This window comes from Dokdonia sp. Dokd-P16, assembly GCF_003095655.1.
Taxonomy (GTDB): Bacteria; Bacteroidota; Bacteroidia; order Flavobacteriales; family Flavobacteriaceae; genus Dokdonia.
The window spans coordinates 1284341-1301763 of the sequence record NZ_CP029151.1; the positions used below are offsets into that span (position 1 = coordinate 1284341).

Here is a 17423-nt window from a genome sequence, read left to right on the forward strand (position 1 = left end):
CACTTTATATTATTTCATCACTGTGTAATCTCCAAGACTTACACGAGTATGCTCTCCGTTATACTGTACTTTATTACCAATCATCGCTTCTGTCCACTGTGCATTTTTGATTACACTATCTTTCTGGATTAAGCTATGGCTTATGGTACTGTCTTCAATAGTTGTGCCAGCTCCTATGGCAACGCCTGGACCTATGGTACAGTTTTTAAGAACTACATTTTCGCCAATGAAACAAGGCTCAATAATCGTTGAGTTCTCATTTACCACAGAATCTGCAATTAGTTGCTCCTCTTTTTCATCGTGTAAGAACTGTAACATCTTAGAATTAGTATCTATAGCTACTTCTTTATTACCACAATCCATCCACTCTGTAACAGTTCCTGTTTTGAAAATACGTCCTTCGGCCATCATTTTCTTAATACCATCGTTGATCTGGTATTCACCTCCATTCATTAGATTTTCATCTAACACTTCTTGAAGCTTCTCTTTAAGAACGGCTACATCTTTAAAATAATATATTCCTATAACGGCTTGATCAGAGACAAATGTTTCTGGCTTTTCTACAAGCTCTACAATTTCTTCTTTATCGTTGAGTTTTACGACTCCGTAAGCCTCCGGGTTAGGCACTTTCTTAGTCCATATAACACTATCTGCCTCTGGATCTAGCTCCAGATCTGCACGTATTAGTGCATCTGCATATGCGATTACCGCAGCACCACTTAAAGAAGGCTCTGCACTCATGATTGCGTGACCAGTTCCTAATGGCGCTCCCTGACGATAAATAGACGCCTTTGCTCCAAGACTCTGCGCAAGTTCCTCAAGTTGTGCAATCACAGCATCTCCAAAAAATGTAGGATCACCAAGTATAAATGCAATCTCGTCTACTGGTTGCTTTAAAATTTTGGCAATATCACGCACTAAACGATGCACAATAGGAGCTCCAGCTACAGGAATTAGTGGTTTAGGTATTGTTAAACTATGTGGTCTTAATCTTGAGCCGAGTCCGGCCATTGGTACTATTATTTTCATCTTTTATAAATCTTTACTTAATCCATTTACATGGAATTCTTAGTTTTTGTTCTCTAAGTCTAAATTGTACAATCTGGTTAATTCTTCAAGTTCTGCCTCAAATTCATCCCCATTATATTTAAATGAATGTATGCGCCATTCATTACTAGGCTTGTAAAACTCAAAAGTGAATCTTACAGGTTGCCTATCATATCTTACTAAATATGTATAAATCACATATTTACCCGAAAATTCTTTCTTAGTTATTAAATCTCGACCGTGCAGTTTACCAATGTATTCTTCGGTGAGGTCACTCATTTTATTCTTTAAGTTAATTATTGCATCAGTTTGACTATTTACCCAAGGATTACTTCCGTAAATATTATCAATGGCTTGAACAACTCCTTTAGACTGATAGTCACTAAAAAAATCCTCAATCATTTGCTCAGGAGTAGACTGTGCATTGAGACTAAATGATATTAATATTATAAATAAAGTTATAAGTTTCTTCATGGTTATCTATTTTACCCCTGTACTCCCAAAACCGCCTTCACCACGATCTGTGGTTGAAAGTTCTGTAACTTCTTCCCATTGTCCTTGCTCATGCTTTGCAATGACCATCTGTGCAATGCGTTCACCGTTTTCAATTGTAAACGGTTCATTAGATAGATTCACAAGAATTACTCCTACTTCTCCTCTATAATCTGCATCTATGGTTCCTGGAGCGTTGAGTACTGTGACTCCTTTTTTGGCAGCTAGTCCACTACGTGGCCTTACTTGTGCCTCAACACCTATAGGTAGTTCCATAAATATCCCGGTAGGAACAATGGCTCTTTCTAATGATCCTATCGTGATTGACTCTGTAATATTTGCACGTAGATCCATTCCTGCACTAGCAATGGTTTCATAGTGAGGAAGTGCGTGTGCACTTTTATTAATTACTTTAATCTTCATTATAATCTATTTCAATTCCGCAGCTGCGGTGTTTTTATTAAACTATGAGTTGACTTTATTTTCTCTTTACTAATCTTAATAAAAGCTCTTTTTCGCGAAAGCTTATAAAGCCTATTAATACTATAATCATACCAACTCCTACAAGATACAATGGTAAGCTCCCAACACCAAAATAATCTCTAAAACCATAGAAGAAAACGCAAGAAAATGCAATACTCATGACTAGGTACAAAAGTATATTTTTTACATCATAAGGAACTGCTAAATGTTTACGCCCCATGAGATAAGACACGACCATCATTAATCCATAAGCACTACAGGTAGCAATGGCACTAGCGAGATATCCTATTCTAGGTATTAATGTTACGTTTAAAACAATAGTGAGAATAGCACCGCCTACAGAAATGTATGCACCATATCTAGTTTTATCTGTCACTTTATACCATACGGATAGCGTTTGATAAATTCCAAAAAACAGGTATGCAACGAGAATGAGTGGCACGATGTACATGCCTTCCCAATATTCTTCTCCATCGAGCAAAATCACCTTTACTACGTCTACTAATACAACATAAGCAAATAATGCTATAGAGCCTAAGACTACAAATGCCTTTGTAATCTGAGCATACATGACTTGTGCATTTTCATTTTTTGCTTCGCTAAAAAAGAAAGGTTCAATCCCTATCCTGAAAGCAGTTGCAAATAAGGTCATACCAATGGATAATTTATAGCAGGCACCGTAAATAGCTACTTGCCCTTTGGCAATATGATCTGGTAATAATTTTTCTAATAAGATCTTGTCAAAAGATTCATTTATTGCAAAAGCAAGGCCTGCTAGCAATATGGGTGCTCCGTATGCAAGCATCTTCTTCCACAAGTCTACATCAAAAGACCACTTTACAAAATATGGTCTGATCACGATTAAAAAGGTGAGCATACTAGGTAAGAAAAGTGCAATAAAAACAAGCTCTATCTTATCTGTAGGTAACCAACTAGAAACACCATCTAAACTAGGCAGCCATACTAATAAGATTACAGAGAGTCCCGTTGAGATAACAACATTGAGTAATTTAATAAGTGCATATGTTCCCGACTTTTTTTGCGCTCTCATGTATGCAAAAGGGATTACGGTAAGCGTATCAAATGCAATAATGAGGATGACCCATCGCCAGTACGTAGCAGGTACATCTGATATTTGTGATAGCGTATCAATACCCAAAAATGCTATAATCGTGAATGCAACTGTAGAAACTAGAAGCGTAATGAGTGATGTAGATAGCGTCTTAGCACTATGCTTATCGTCATTAAAAAATCTAAAAAAAGCGGTCTCCATCCCGTAGGTAAGAAGCACATTGAGAATCATTACGTATGAAAATACGATAGTCACCTCTCCAAAGGCTTCCTTATCTGGTAAATATCCAGTATAGAGACGTGTGAGTAAAGCCGTAAGCACGCGCGGCAATACCGTCGCTAGACCATACACAAAGGTGTGTTTGAAAAGGCTTTTAAGAGAACTCAAATAATTATGTATTTAAGTAGCCAAAAGTACAGAAATTATACTAGGAACTAGTTACGACCACCACGTGGTTTCTGACTAGGGTAGGCTTTAGTTTCTTTCTCTACAACGTTGGCGATTTTGGCATATTTAAGCACTCCATTATCACGGTATGTTATACCAGCTTCAGATGGAGATAAGATAAATGGAAATGCATCTTTTTGAACAGGAGGAGTATTTACCGCCTCATCTTCTGCATTATCAGACATTACTACATCTTGATTAACACCTTGATCAGTTCTAAAACGTGCTACATAATTATCACTACCACGCATAATTTTTCCTACGCTTTCGCGAAAATATACGTTTTCTAATACCACATTGGCTTCTAATGCTTCTATGTCTAAATAGAACTCTATTCCCGAGCCTCCCTGAGCCATACCAGCAACGTACGTATTATAATATGCTGGACTTGATGCAAAAGCTGGTTGAGATAGTACCATAGTTTGTTGCGTATCTGACACAACTGTAGACTTACATTGTGTGAGTAATAATGAGGAGAATCCTATGCTTAAAAGCGCTACTAGTTTGTACATTTTCATAATTGGTTGTTTTGAGTTTATATTCAAAACCCTTGCCATAAAGGTAGTAAAGATTATTCTTGTAAAAACTAGTTAAAGCAATAAGCTACATTGACTTTATAATACAATGGCAATTCTCTAATAATATCCATTAAAAAACCCCAACCGTTTCCGATTGGGGTTTACTATATAAGTTAAAATAGTACTATTTAAATCAATACTAGTTATTTAAAGCTTCTGCTCCACCTACGATCTCTAAAATTTCGTTTGTAATAGCCGCCTGACGTGCTTTGTTATATTGTAATTTAAGCGCATCTCTAAGCTCTGTTGCGTTATCTGTTGCTTTGTGCATGGCAGTCATACGCGCACCGTGTTCTGATGCTACAGAGTCTCTAATTCCTTTAAAAAGTTGCGTTTTTAAAGCTTTAGGGATTAATCCTTCAACTATCTCCTCTTTAGAAGGCTCAAAAATATAATCTGCAGTTGCTGTTGCTTCTTCTTGTACGGTTGCTACGATAGGTAAAAACTGCTCTGGAGTTACAATTTGCGTTGCTGCGTTCTTAAATTTATTATAGATAATATCAATGCGATCGTATTCTCCAGCTTCAAAACGAGCCATTAAATCTTCTGCAATTGCGGCTACATTATCAAAAGTAAGATCATCGTAAATATCATTGTTATTTTCGATTACCTTAAAAGTCTTTGCTAGAATAGCATCTGCCTTTTTTCCTAATGTAACTAAGTGCACTTCTTTACCAGCATACTTTGCGGCAACACGTGCATTTACACCTTTAATAATGTTTGTATTAAAAGCTCCTGCAAGACCTCTGTTTGATGATATAGCTACTATAAGTACCTTTTTTATCTCACGATCTTCTGCAAGTTTACTTCCAGAATCTGCATCTAATGTTGCGCTTAAGTTCTGTAAAAGCTCAGTAAGCTTATCAGAATATGGGCGCATTGCTGTAATTGCATCTTGTGCTTTCTTCAACTTTGCAGCAGATACCATTTTCATGGCACTCGTAATCTGCATCGTAGAAGATACCGATGAAATTCTGTTTCTTATTTCCTTTAAGTTTGCCATCTTCTTTAAATTCCCGTAGTCCCAAGCATTACAACTTGAACATCACGATTTGTCTTTAATTTTGACAAGTCTCCCGCTCGCGCGGGAGTTGTTGAATTACATTTTTCGCGAAAGCGAAATACTCTTAGATATACTTTGCAGATAGGTCTTTTGCAACAGCTACTAATGTATCTGTAACCTCGTCTGTAAGTTTTCCAGATTTAAGTGTATCAAGAACACCTCTATGCTTAGCGTTTAAGAATTCGATATAATCTGCTTCAAATTCTTTAACCTTGTTTACTGGAACGTTACGTAGTAAGTTTTTAGACCCTGCATAAATAATTGCAATTTGATCCTCTACTGTAAACGGTGTATTTTCTGCTTGCTTAAGTATCTCTACGTTACGCTTTCCTTTTTCAATTACGTTAAGGGTAGCAGCATCAAGATCAGAACCAAACTTTGCAAACGCTTCCAATTCACGGAAAGCTGCTTGATCCAGTTTTAAAGTACCTGATACTTTCTTCATTGATTTAATCTGTGCGTTACCTCCTACACGTGATACCGAGATACCTACGTTAATAGCTGGGCGTACACCAGAGTTAAATAAATCTCCATCTAAGAAGATTTGCCCATCTGTAATAGAAATTACGTTTGTAGGGATATAAGCAGATACGTCACCTGCTTGTGTCTCAATGATAGGAAGTGCAGTAAGTGATCCTCCTCCTTTTACGATAGGCTTAAGACTATCAGGAAGGTCATTCATTGTTTTTGCGATAGCATCATCATTAATCACCTTTGCAGCACGCTCAAGTAATCTTGAGTGTAAGAAGAATACATCTCCAGGGTATGCCTCACGTCCCGGTGGACGACGAAGTAGCAATGATACCTCACGGTATGCAACTGCCTGCTTAGATAAATCATCATAAATGATTAATGCTGGACGACCTGTATCTCTAAAATATTCTCCAATCGCTGCTCCTGCAAATGGTGCATATACCTGCATTGCTGCAGGATCTGATGCGTTTGCTGCAACAATAGTTGTATAAGCCATTGCTCCAGCCTCCTCAAGTACATTTGCAATAAGTGCAACTGTAGAAGCTTTTTGCCCGATGGCTACATATATACAATGTACTGGCTCACCAGCATCGTAAAATTCTTTTTGGTTAAGGATAGTGTCAATACAAACAGTAGACTTACCTGTCTGACGGTCACCAATTACAAGCTCACGTTGTCCTCTACCTACTGGTATCATCGCATCAATTGCTTTGATTCCTGTTTGTAATGGCTCTGTTACTGGCTCACGAAAAACAACACCAGGCGCTTTACGCTCAAGTGGCATCTCATAAGTTTGTCCAGCAATAGGTCCTTTTCCATCAATAGGAAGACCTAAAGTGTTCACCACACGTCCAGTAATACCTTCACCTACCTGGATAGATGCGATACGCTGTGTACGTTTTACGGTATCACCTTCTTTAATAGATAAAGAAGTACCTAAGAGTACAACCCCTACGTTATCTTCTTCAAGGTTAAGAACAATTGCTTCAAGACCACTTTCAAACTCAACAAGCTCACCATACTGTGCGTTTGCAAGTCCGTAAATACGAGCGATACCATCACCCACGGTCAATACTGTTCCTACTTCGTCAAGGGAAGCTGTTGCTTCAAAACCTGAAAGTTGTTTCTTTAAAATTGCCGAAACTTCTGCTGGTTTAACTTCTGCCATTTGATCTAAATTTATAAGTCCGCTTTCGCGAAAATTTTCTCACCGTACGATGAGCCGTTTATTTATAAACTATTACTAAATTCTCTTTTTAATTTGCCTAACTGGCTAGCGATACTCGCATTGTATTGCGTATCACCTACACGTAGTACAAAACCTCCTATAATGCTCTCGTCGATTACATTAGTTAAAGTTACGTTTGTACTTCCAGTAAGCTCAGTCACTTTTGCTAGCACTTTAGTTTCTAGCTCTGGTGTTAAAGCTACTGCGGTTGTTACCGTTGCAGCCTCAATTTTGTTTGCTTTATTATATTCTGTAATAAAACTTTGTGCTACGCCGCCTAACAAGTTAGCTCTTTTATTATCTACAAGAACATCAATAAGACCAAGAGTCTCTTTTGTTCCGTCTGTAAATACTTGACGTAGTACTGCACGTTTATCATCTGTTTTGATAATCGGACTGTTAAGAGCATTGCGAAGACCTTTACTTCCTTCTAGCGTTGCTGTAACAGATTTCATATCATTTAAAACTGCCTCAATAGTACCATTATCTTTTGCAAGATCTAGTACTGCTTTTGCATATCTTATTGCTGCTCTGCTCATAGTGATGGCGGCTTAAATTCTATTAGTTTAAAGTTGCGTTTCCTAGCATCTCATCTACGAGCTCTAGTTGCTTTCCTTTATTTGAAAGTTCACTCTTTACAACTTTTTCTGCAATCTCTACAGATAATGCTGCAACCTGACCTTTAAGGTCTGCAATAGCACTCTTACGCTCAGCTTCGATTGCTGCTTGTGCTTGTGCTACCATTTTGTCTGCTTCAACCTTAGCTTCTGCCTTAGCATCGTCAATCATTTTTGTCTTCATCTCACGAGCTTCTTTAAGCATATACTCACGCTCTGCACGTGCTTCTTTTAAAAGCTTCTCGTTATCTGCTTGAAGATTTTGCATGTCTAGTTTTGCCTTTTCGGCAGCATCTAGAGCTCCTTGTATTCCCTCTTCACGCTCATTAAGAGCATTCATGATAGGCTTCCAAGCAAATTTTACCATCAATAGAATGATAAGTAAAAAAAGGATTGTTTGTTTTACAAACAGGTCAAGTGAAAAATTTTCTAATAATTGTTCCATCTCAAAAGTGATTCTTTGTTCTTTTATTCTTTGTTTAATTAAATTCAACTCCTGTAACCAACCGTTACAGGAAGTTGAATTTTAAGGTTGATTTGGATTAAGCTCCTAAAATTAGGGCACCAAATGCAAGTCCTTCTAAAAGTGCAGCAACGATAATCATCGCAGTCTGGATCTTACCAGCAGCCTCAGGCTGACGAGCAATTCCTTCCATTGCAGCTCCACCAATCTTACCAAGACCGATACCACCTCCAATTACTACTAAACCAGCTCCCACTAAATTTGGGATCATTGGTGCTACTTCTTGTACTAATGCTAAAGACATAATAGTGTATATAAAAAATTAAACAAATAAAAATTCTTAATTAAGTGAAGTTCTTTCTAATAACTTCTGTATCCTCTATCGCTTCACCATGCTCATCATGTAACTCCTCGTCATGATGATCATCTGCTACAGCCATACCAATAAATAATGCTGACAATGTAGTAAATATATACGCCTGTAAGAATGCCACTAGCAATTCTATAAGCATAATAAATAGTGATAAGAACAATGATACTATGGTAGACCCTGCTACGCTAAGTGAATCTTGTAATAAGATTCCCACCGCAACAAGACTCATAACAACAGTGTGTCCTGCCGTGATGTTTGCAAATAAACGTACTAATAGTGAAAATGGCTTAATAACCAATGTACCTGCAAGCTCGATAATACCTAATAATGGTCTAAATGGCCACGGAATACCTGGCATCCACAACATGTGACCCCAGAAGTGTTTATTACCACTAAATACGTAAATCACTAGTGTAATCACAGCAAGTGCTGCAGTTACCGCAATCTGACCTGTAACGTTAAAACCAAATGGCATTAACCCTACAAGGTTAAGTATCCAGATAAAGAAGAATACTGTAAGAAGGTATCCTGTAAATTTTCTGTAGCTCTCTCCAATGTTTGGCTTTGCGATCTCGTCTCTTACGTAAATTACTAGAGGCTCAAGTACTCGTGCAAATCCTGTTGGGATATTTTTTTTCTTGTATTGTCTTGCTAATCCAGAGAACCAGATTAACATTAAAAGTCCTATTAATAAGATACCAAAAACACTTTTTGTGATAGAAAGATCAAAAGGTTTTGAAGCATTTGTAGCGTGTTGATCTTCATCATAAGTAAGACTTGTTGCTCCCGCCTCAAGTTCATAGATACGACCGTGATTTTTCACAAAGCGGCTTTCTCCTTTAGTTACGATTACCTGTCCTTCATCATCATGATGAAACTCTGAAGACATGAATGCAGTAAAACCATTTTCTCCCCATAACATTACAGGAAGTGGGAAACCCCAGTGATGCTCTACTCCATTATCATCAAAAGTTGAGAATAAATGGAAGTCGTGAGAATCCTTTAAGTGATGCTGTATATAAGCCTTTACCTCCTCTTTAGTATTAACTGGATTTCCTTTTTCTCCAGTCTTTCCAGCATCCGCTTTCGCGAAAGCGTAAAAGGGAATACTAAGAACAAAAACTAATACTAAAAGTGTGATTGATTTTGATGCTACCTTCATTCTTAAATTTTCAATAAATAACGTAACCTTAAATTTTGTGCAAAAATACTCATTTTCTTGAAAATAAAATGCATTTCTTAATTATTTCAAAATTAATCCGCTCTGTTTAGCATTTTAACAACCACCATCACCTCATAAATTATGAAAATAGCAATGGGAATAAGTAAAGATAATTTATCTGATTTTGTTAATTGCAAGCTTGTTGACAACAATTCTCTAAAAATTACAAAGAAGAGCATCATTTTTAAAACAATAGATCCTAGGTATAAAAACCCTATTTGATCCTTAAATTCCTTTAAAAAATAAATGATGAGCTCAAAGGTAACCACAAGAAACAATGACAATGATGCATGAAAAATATACACCTCTCTTAAGTTATAGGGAGGAATGCTATCTAGTGACGTGAGCAAGTAATTATGCAAGCTGTAACTTATAAAAAAAGTGATTACAGCAATGATTACATACAAGAGTAATTTTTTTATCACGACTACTTGTTAAGTTGTATTACTCCTTTGATTACTATATAAATGGAAAGAAAAACTGATAATAATGTTATTGTAGTCTCTAGCCAATTTGCATCATACCGTACATCGAGCCATTTTCCTAATAAATTACCTAAGTAGATGGTTACACCCATCTGGAAAGGTATAGTGGAAAATTTAACCCATTTATTAAGCTGAACGTTCTTCTTTTCCTTTGCCATTTGACAATGATTTTACGCTTCCCTTCATAACACAAGATGCATTAAAGGTTGCTCCAGGCTCTACAGCTAGTTTACCAGTAATTACTTCGCCTTCAATATGAGCAGCTGTTTTAATAGAAAGAAGGTTTTTAATTTCTAATTTTCCTTCTATCTTACCTTCTACATCTGCATCATTACAAATAAGAGTACCTATGACCACCCCTGTTTTTCCTATAACAATTTTATTAGGTGATGTAATATTACCATGTATCTCACCATCAATGCGAAAACCACCTTCTGAGGTTACATCTCCTTTAAGTGTTGTACCCTGGCTTATGCGGTTCTGCTGGTTAGTGAGGTCAGGTCCTTTTCCTTTCTTATTGTCTGAAAACATCGGTAAAAAATTAGTCAGTTAATTTGAATCTTGTGCTTTGTAAGCATCAAGATTTTTATGCATTTGAATTATTTTATAATTCTCTGAAGCGATTACCATACTAGGTAATGTTATCAAAATATCTTTATTAGTACTAAGCAACTCTACGAGACCTTCTGCTTGCCTGCGGCTACTCAAAAAATGAACTACAACAAACGATTGTTGTGCATCATAAACATCAATGGAGGTTGAGAACTCTGTATAACCCACCTCATCAAAGCTTTCTAAAAGCTTTTTTTGTAAATCCTTTGCTCCTTGAATATTACTGTTATTAAATGGGTAGACTATTTTATAGTTAATTGCAATTGCCTCGTCATCAAACTGATCAAACTTCATGGTAGGCAGCGCATTTTGAAGTAAGCTTTGTGCTTTTTTTCCTTCTTCTGTGCGAGGATATGTAAGTGCTACATAGCTCAACCCTTTTTTATAAGCATCATATCCTTCATATCTACCAGCGACTGTTGCCTTGAGTAATTCAAATTTTGGCAAATATGGATCTCCATAAAACTGATCTATTCTTTTATTTAAATCACTCTCAAGATTTGCAAAGTTTTGATTTTGGAATCTCTTATATAATCCTTTGTACACCTCTTCTGGCGACTCTGCGTCGGCTTCTAATGCTTTGTCTGGATTATTAATGCGGGTAGCATAACGAGAGTCTGGATATTCCGTTGTGATTTTATTTTTATAAGTATTCGCTTTCGCGGAAGCGTCCATAGCCCCATACACTTGGTAGAGATTATATAACGCAGGAAGTACCAACTTTTCATCTGGATTAAAAGTTAATAATCTTTCTAATCGCTGCGCTGCCAAAGGATATTCTTTGAACTTTTCTTTATAAATAAGCCCTAGCTGAAAATATGCAAAGTCACGTTCTTTTAATAAACTATCTACCTGCGTTTTCTCTCTTGGTAAAGTTGCAATATAATCTGCTGTAGTCATCGCCTTCTCACCATCAAGCTCAGGATTATCTAAGGCTACTGGCAAGGTGCCAGAATTGAGTGGCACAGACTGCACAGAAGATAATCTCCATCCATCTACAAGACGACGTTTTCCCCATCTTTTTTCAAAAGACTGTTTCCCGTAAGAAACTGCTACATCATTATAGAAATAAAACTCTCCTGGCTCTCCTCCTATTGCTCCTCCTCCAATGCTTGAAGCATTGAAAAACTCATTGTTTCGTATGTTATCAATGCGCGCAATAGAATCTGCCGCTCTCTTTGCTTTAATTTGAGCAATATAGTTATCGAAATAAGCTCTAAGCGAATCTTCAGAAAGTGTGACAAGTGCTATAATACTGTCATTGCGCTGTGTGAGGTTTTCGTAATCTATAACGTCCGTTAGATTCTCACGCTTTTTCTTGATAGTACGATACTCACGGCTGCGATCACTTATCTTACCTATCACGCTATCATAATAAGCTCCTGCAATTTTATAAGAGGCTTGCTCAAAACTATAGTCTGCAAGTGCTAGGTAATCTCTAGAAAGCAAATAATCATCTGTACTACTTTGTCTTAACGACTTATTATAATTTGCAATAGCAGAGTCTTCTCTTCCTGTTTTCATAAAGAAGTCTGCCTTTGCATAATAGATTTTATCTAAAAACGGTCTGTTTTCACGGTTACGTACCATCTTATCTAAGCGCTCTCTCAAAATCAGAGTATCAGCTTCTTGATAATCATAATTACGTATCTGCTCTATATGAGCGTTTATGTGATACTTGCGGGGAATCTTTCTATTAAGATCAATTACTTCTTGGAATGCTAGGTTTGCACTATCCTTTTCTCCTAAACGATTGTAGAGTTGTCCCTTAATATAATTATAACGACCTCTCTCCTCAGATTTACGAGTTAATTTTGAAGCGTCTTTAATGTAGATAAGAGCACTATCTAGTTTATTTAAATTGAGATATGCTTGAGCAAGCATAGCTTTTGCATCTGCAATGTCTTGATCCTTTAGTTTATTTTCAACCTTAAATATTTTCTCAAGGTTAGCAATTGCAACCTCATTATTTTCAAGGCGGATGTTTGTCTTTTCTTTCCAGACTTTGGCTTGCGCTATATTATTACTTTTAGGATAGTATGCTAGTACGTAATTAAAAGCCTCTAGTGCAGGCACAAACTGCTGATCGTAATAACGTGCTTTACCTAAAAGAAGAAAAGCTTCATCCATTTGTGGGTTACGCTCCTCACCATCTATCTTCATAGCATGGTTTTGTATTGCTTTAATAGCTTTTTCTTCGGCTCTTAAAAAATTAGGATCTCTGTTCTCCTCACCTAGTGCAGTATTTTCCTCAAAAACGATACGCTCAATGGGTAAGATATCCCAGTAATTATCATTAAAGGTTTGTACAAGCGAGCTTTTGCCTTCTTCAAGGGCTACATTACCGTTATATAAAGTATTAAACTCTGTAGTAACAGCATGGAAGTTACGACTCACAAAAGAATCGTTCTTACGAGAACAACTCGATAGAGATAGTGTGATAACACCAGTAATGAATAAACGTTTTAAGAGTAATTTCAAACCTTATTTGTTTTTACTAAAAGGAACTGTAATTTACCTTTATTAGTATGGAAGCTCGTAAAAATACGCTTCTTTTTGAAAAAACGAAGATTTCTATCAGTAATTAAATAGTATTCACTTAGTAAGAAGTATCCTATTTACAATAAAAAAGCAGCAAAAAGACATTTTACGCAATCGTTTGAAATTTTATTATAAAAATTACCTCATGTTCATCATTGATTGCAAGCACTTTAGTACATTTACAATTCAGGTCGTTTTAAACGGTTTGAACAATTAAGTTGGGGAACTTAGGAAATGGTTGCTTTATTGTGACCATTTTTTTTACCCAAAACTTACGCCTCTATGATCACCTCATTACCAGCAAAATAACCTTCTAGCTCTTTAAGAGTCGCTGGTGAGGTAATAATGTCCTTTACAAGCTCTCCTTTTTCAAGCACTACAATACGCTCACAAACTTCTGTAACATGCTGTAAGTCATGACTTGAAACAAGTACTGTAACCTCCTTATCAATTGCCATTTGCTTGATAATTCCTTTGAGTCTTATTTGTGTAGTTGGGTCCAGATTTGCAAAAGGTTCATCTAGAATAATAACATCTGGCTTACCTATAAGCGTAGCTACAATACCTACTTTTTTTTGATTTCCCTTAGAGAGATCTCGCAAATACTTGCGTTTTCCTATAATCTCATCATTAAAGAAATCTTCAAAAGTTGCAAGTAACGCATCTACATCTGCCTTATTCTCACCTCTTAAGTCTCCTATAAAATAAAAGTATTCCTCTGGTGTTAAGTAACCTATGAGAAAAGTCTCGTCTATAAAAGATGCAGTGTGGGTTTTCCAGTCTTCACTTTCATTTACTTTTACTCCACCATTTTCTATATAACCAGAAGTAGGCTGAATAAGATCTAGTAAACAGCTAAAAAGGGTTGTTTTTCCTGCTCCGTTATTACCTACCAGTCCAAAAGATTGGCCTCTAGGAATCTCAAACCCGTCAAGATTAAGAACTGTTACTCCGCTATATGATTTTGATAAGTTGTTTATATTAATCATAATCTATGTTATTTAGTTTGTTTATAAGCTTCAAGCGTTTTATACTTCTCGCTCTTATATATTTTAATAATCTGGTCAAACACTTTATCTCTAAAGGCAAAACCTATCAATCCTACTATAGCAACAAGCGCATACCCTAGCATAGGCCCTACTGTAAAGTGGCCTATAGCATACAAAGCCATTGGTCCGAGCATTTTAGGCAAACTCACGAGTAGCGTTTTAAGGTTAAAAGAGCTCTTATCACCAAAAGCTTTTTTACCACTCTGCAAATCTATAGGTGTTTTTATAAACGCTCCACCTAGTAATACTAAGTGTGCATTAATTCCCATATTAAAAATGGCACCTACAATGATGGCGAGTAGCACATCTACCCCAAAATAAACATAAGGAATACAAAGCATCGCAGAGATAAGAGTCGCAATTACTACCAGTAACCACTTTGATTTTAAATACTCTTTGTAAGCGATATTTTGCGTCATCATGAGCGGGTAATAAGCACTATCCCAAGAAGGAACAAACTGACCAAAACTGAACAGAAACCCTCCTGACACAAACACTGCCGCAAACATCATCCAGAATGGACCACTATATACCTCTATTGCATCTCCAAAAAACAAGAATCCATAAAATAAAAACATGATACTCATAAAGACCGTAGTCTTAGAGCGTTTATTTCTCATTATGAGTCTAATATCATTTTTGAGAAACGTAGACTGCTTCCCAAAACGGTCTAGCCATCCTAAATCTCCACCTGACGCCTGACTTACTTTTTTTGCAAGACCCGCATCAAGGTATAATCGTGCTAAGAAATATTTAAAAGCGATGGTTGCGACCACAACAAGTAATGCTATGGGGAAAATAACCGTCCACTTAACTTCATACAAACCTTGAAAAAATGGCTGAGTGAAAGCAGTAATATCAAAATATTCATAATACTGAGCAGCACCTAGAAGTGCAAAAAGCACTCCCATACCTATTACTAACCACAATTTATCATTCAAAAAGACATTGATAAAGTTATTTGCATATATAAAACAGAACATTGCAATATGCCACACCAATACTCCTAGCGGATTAAAGCCCTGCGCGATTAATACAATAGAAAATGGAATAAAGAAAAACGCATGCATCCAGTTCCAGAAAGAAAGTACCGTCTTGCCTAATGCAAATTTTACAATCTTAGTTTTCTTAAAAGGTAGCAGCAATAGCGGCTTGATGTTTACCACTGGCATTTTCTGACCCATATATCTAATAATAAGATCTCCCACTACGTAATAAATCATAAACATGTTTACCGTAGCAAAAGGCTCGAGTTTCGCCTTTTCAAGACCAAAATATAGGAATGAACCCATCATTCCCAACCACAAAACCATTGATATCACTCCAAAAATCATCAAGATCTTGAGAGCGAGGTTGGTTTGAAAAGAAGCACTTCTAAAAAAAGCCTTCCACTCAAGGCTTATAAATTGTTTTACCATAATTACAGGTTATTTAGCGAGGTATAGGTATTTAAACTCTCTATAATGTTACATACAAAACGCAATCGTTTGTATTTTTACAAAAAAAAACACAATGGCACAATTCCATACACTTCATATACAACGCATTACACGCGTTACAGAAAAATCTGTAGCAGTAACTTTTGCTGTTCCAGATTCACTAAAAGAAGATTTCAACTTCTCTGCAGGACAATATATAACTTTAAAAACTCAAATTAATGGCGAAGAAGTTCGTCGTGCATATTCTCTTTGCAGCACTCCTCAAGAAGGACTTACTGTTGCGATAAAAGAAGTTGAGAATGGTACCTTTTCCACGTATGCAAACCGTGAGTTAAAAGAGGGTGATACCATGGACGTTCATACACCAGAAGGACGATTTAAAATTGAAAATTCCGCTTTCGCGAAAGCGCAAACCTACGCAGCCTTTGCCGCAGGATCAGGAATTACGCCTATTCTATCAATGATTAATACTACTTTATCACAGTCTGCAGATAGTAAATTTGTTCTAGTATACGGAAATCGCACCGAAGAAGAAGCTATGTTCCGCGATGAGTTAATAGCCTTACGTGACCAATATAAAGATCGTTTCTCAATAGAGTTTATTTACTCTCAAACACGAGTAGATGGAGCACATTTTGGACGTATTATGAAGGCTACAGTTAATTTTGTAGTGAAAAACAAATATGCAGCAAATGACTTTAACGAGTACTTCTTATGTGGTCCAGAAGCCATGATTAAAGAGGTTTCTAAAGTGCTTAAGGAAAACGACACCAAAGAAGAAAACATACACTTCGAACTTTTTACAGCAAGTACAGAAGAGGTGACTATTGACGCCAACCTAGATGGTAAAACTGCTATCAAAGTAGTTTGTGACGATGAGGAGTTTGAATTTACTATGGAGAAAGATGCTGTCATTCTTGATGCAGCTTTGGATCAAGACATAGACGCTCCACATTCTTGTCAAGGCGGCATATGCAGCAGCTGTATTGCGCGTGTGACAGAAGGAACGGCCGTAATGTCACAAAACCAAATCTTAACAGACTCAGAAGTAGCCGAAGGATTAATACTTACCTGCCAGGCGCATCCTACCTCCGCATCCATTGTGGTAGATTATGATGATGTGTAGTCTTTTACAATAAAATATTTTAAAACTCATTGGGTATAACTACTTAATGAGTTTTTTCTTTTTAAACACTTGCATGTGCTTATCATTTGTAGATATATTGCACGCTTATTTTTTGAGACTGATTAATTTACAAAAGGAATCACTAAACTTATTAAAGAAACAATACAATGGATGTAGACCAACAGGAATTTTCAATATTAACTACGCTATCGTCTCAAGAACTTCAATCCCACGTTGATCGCTATATATTGTTGATGAAAACTACCTATAATGTACGGTATGTGGGTTTTGCTGTAGCTGGACTATTTGGTATTTACAGCATTTTTATTGCTGGAAAACGTGTTACTTATTCAGAGAAGAATATTATAGAAATGACAATGCTCACACTAGGAGTCTTAATAATAGCTATACTTATTTGGTTTTTAGTTTCCATTCTTAAGAAAAATGCCGCACTGAAAAAAGGATTAAGAGCAACTGCAGAAAATCATGCCTTAGATAAAAAATCATTTTTAAAGGAATTTAATGCCCTTGTTATAGCTCAACATGGTGGTAAAGGAGTTTATAAAATATAGTGTTTTTCAAACACGTCAAGCTCTAGCCCTAATTAGCTTA

The 17423-nt window shown here is 36.5% G+C and carries 19 protein-coding genes; 2 read left to right on the forward strand and 17 right to left on the reverse strand.

What is annotated here, in order from left to right; genetic code table 11:
- Nucleotides 1-9 precede the first annotated feature (9 nt).
- From DCS32_RS05835 to DCS32_RS05915, 17 genes are all read right to left on the reverse strand, one after another.
- Nucleotides 10-1029, reverse strand: coding sequence for a sugar phosphate nucleotidyltransferase (locus DCS32_RS05835; protein WP_108877416.1), 1020 nt, complete (start codon nt 1027-1029; stop codon nt 10-12).
- 39 nt (nt 1030-1068) lie between these two features.
- Entirely contained in the window at nt 1069-1521 is a 453-nt protein-coding gene (locus DCS32_RS05840; RefSeq protein ID WP_108877417.1) for a hypothetical protein, read from the reverse strand.
- 6 nt (nt 1522-1527) lie between these two features.
- Nucleotides 1528-1962, reverse strand: coding sequence for a dUTP diphosphatase (dut, locus tag DCS32_RS05845; protein ID WP_035335161.1), 435 nt, complete (start codon nt 1960-1962; stop codon nt 1528-1530).
- Between the two features lie 55 nt (nt 1963-2017).
- Nucleotides 2018-3481, reverse strand: coding sequence for a lipopolysaccharide biosynthesis protein (locus DCS32_RS05850; RefSeq protein WP_239057570.1), 1464 nt, complete (start codon nt 3479-3481; stop codon nt 2018-2020).
- 47 nt (nt 3482-3528) lie between these two features.
- Nucleotides 3529-4059, reverse strand: coding sequence for a hypothetical protein (locus tag DCS32_RS05855; protein WP_108877419.1), 531 nt, complete (start codon nt 4057-4059; stop codon nt 3529-3531).
- A gap of 199 nt (nt 4060-4258) precedes the next feature.
- A complete protein-coding gene (gene atpG / locus DCS32_RS05860) occupies nt 4259-5122 on the reverse strand; it encodes an ATP synthase F1 subunit gamma (RefSeq protein WP_108877420.1) in 864 nt (287 codons plus the stop codon).
- Nucleotides 5123-5246: 124 nt separating this feature from the next.
- Complete coding sequence (gene atpA / locus DCS32_RS05865; protein ID WP_108877421.1) at nt 5247-6824, reverse strand: F0F1 ATP synthase subunit alpha; 1578 nt, start codon at nt 6822-6824, stop codon at nt 5247-5249.
- Nucleotides 6825-6886: 62 nt separating this feature from the next.
- A complete protein-coding gene (atpH, locus tag DCS32_RS05870; RefSeq protein WP_013750718.1) occupies nt 6887-7423 on the reverse strand; it encodes an ATP synthase F1 subunit delta in 537 nt (178 codons plus the stop codon).
- Nucleotides 7424-7445: 22 nt separating this feature from the next.
- Nucleotides 7446-7946: a F0F1 ATP synthase subunit B gene (locus DCS32_RS05875; RefSeq protein ID WP_108877423.1), complete on the reverse strand. Its 501-nt coding sequence runs from the start codon at nt 7944-7946 to the stop codon at nt 7446-7448.
- A gap of 97 nt (nt 7947-8043) precedes the next feature.
- On the reverse strand, nt 8044-8268 hold the full coding sequence (gene atpE / locus DCS32_RS05880; RefSeq protein WP_013750716.1) for an ATP synthase F0 subunit C: 225 nt from the start codon (nt 8266-8268) through the stop codon (nt 8044-8046).
- 40 nt (nt 8269-8308) lie between these two features.
- Nucleotides 8309-9499 carry a F0F1 ATP synthase subunit A gene (atpB, locus tag DCS32_RS05885; protein WP_108877424.1) on the reverse strand — a complete coding sequence of 397 codons (1191 nt, stop codon included), beginning with the start codon at nt 9497-9499 and terminating at the stop codon, nt 8309-8311.
- 92 nt (nt 9500-9591) lie between these two features.
- Complete coding sequence (locus DCS32_RS05890) at nt 9592-9984, reverse strand: DUF6168 family protein (protein WP_108877425.1); 393 nt, start codon at nt 9982-9984, stop codon at nt 9592-9594.
- Nucleotides 9985-9986: 2 nt separating this feature from the next.
- Entirely contained in the window at nt 9987-10202 is a 216-nt protein-coding gene (locus DCS32_RS05895) for an AtpZ/AtpI family protein (protein WP_013750713.1), read from the reverse strand.
- Nucleotides 10171-10575, reverse strand: coding sequence for a polymer-forming cytoskeletal protein (locus DCS32_RS05900; protein WP_013750712.1), 405 nt, complete (start codon nt 10573-10575; stop codon nt 10171-10173). The genes DCS32_RS05895 and DCS32_RS05900 overlap by 32 nt, the downstream gene beginning before the upstream one ends.
- 18 nt (nt 10576-10593) lie before the next feature.
- Nucleotides 10594-13137, reverse strand: a complete 2544-nt coding sequence (locus tag DCS32_RS05905) for a tetratricopeptide repeat protein (protein WP_108877426.1) — start codon at nt 13135-13137, stop codon at nt 10594-10596.
- A 332-nt stretch (nt 13138-13469) separates the two neighbouring features.
- Nucleotides 13470-14186 carry an ABC transporter ATP-binding protein gene (locus DCS32_RS05910; protein WP_108877427.1) on the reverse strand — a complete coding sequence of 239 codons (717 nt, stop codon included), beginning with the start codon at nt 14184-14186 and terminating at the stop codon, nt 13470-13472.
- A gap of 8 nt (nt 14187-14194) precedes the next feature.
- Complete coding sequence (locus tag DCS32_RS05915; protein WP_108877428.1) at nt 14195-15664, reverse strand: DUF5687 family protein; 1470 nt, start codon at nt 15662-15664, stop codon at nt 14195-14197.
- Between the two features lie 94 nt (nt 15665-15758).
- On the opposite strand from DCS32_RS05915, the gene DCS32_RS05920 reads away from it, so the two are divergent.
- Both DCS32_RS05920 and DCS32_RS05925 read left to right on the forward strand, forming a co-directional pair.
- Nucleotides 15759-16811, forward strand: coding sequence for a ferredoxin--NADP reductase (locus DCS32_RS05920; protein WP_108877429.1), 1053 nt, complete (start codon nt 15759-15761; stop codon nt 16809-16811).
- A 167-nt stretch (nt 16812-16978) separates the two neighbouring features.
- Nucleotides 16979-17383: a hypothetical protein gene (locus DCS32_RS05925; RefSeq protein WP_108877430.1), complete on the forward strand. Its 405-nt coding sequence runs from the start codon at nt 16979-16981 to the stop codon at nt 17381-17383.
- Nucleotides 17384-17423 lie beyond the last annotated feature (40 nt).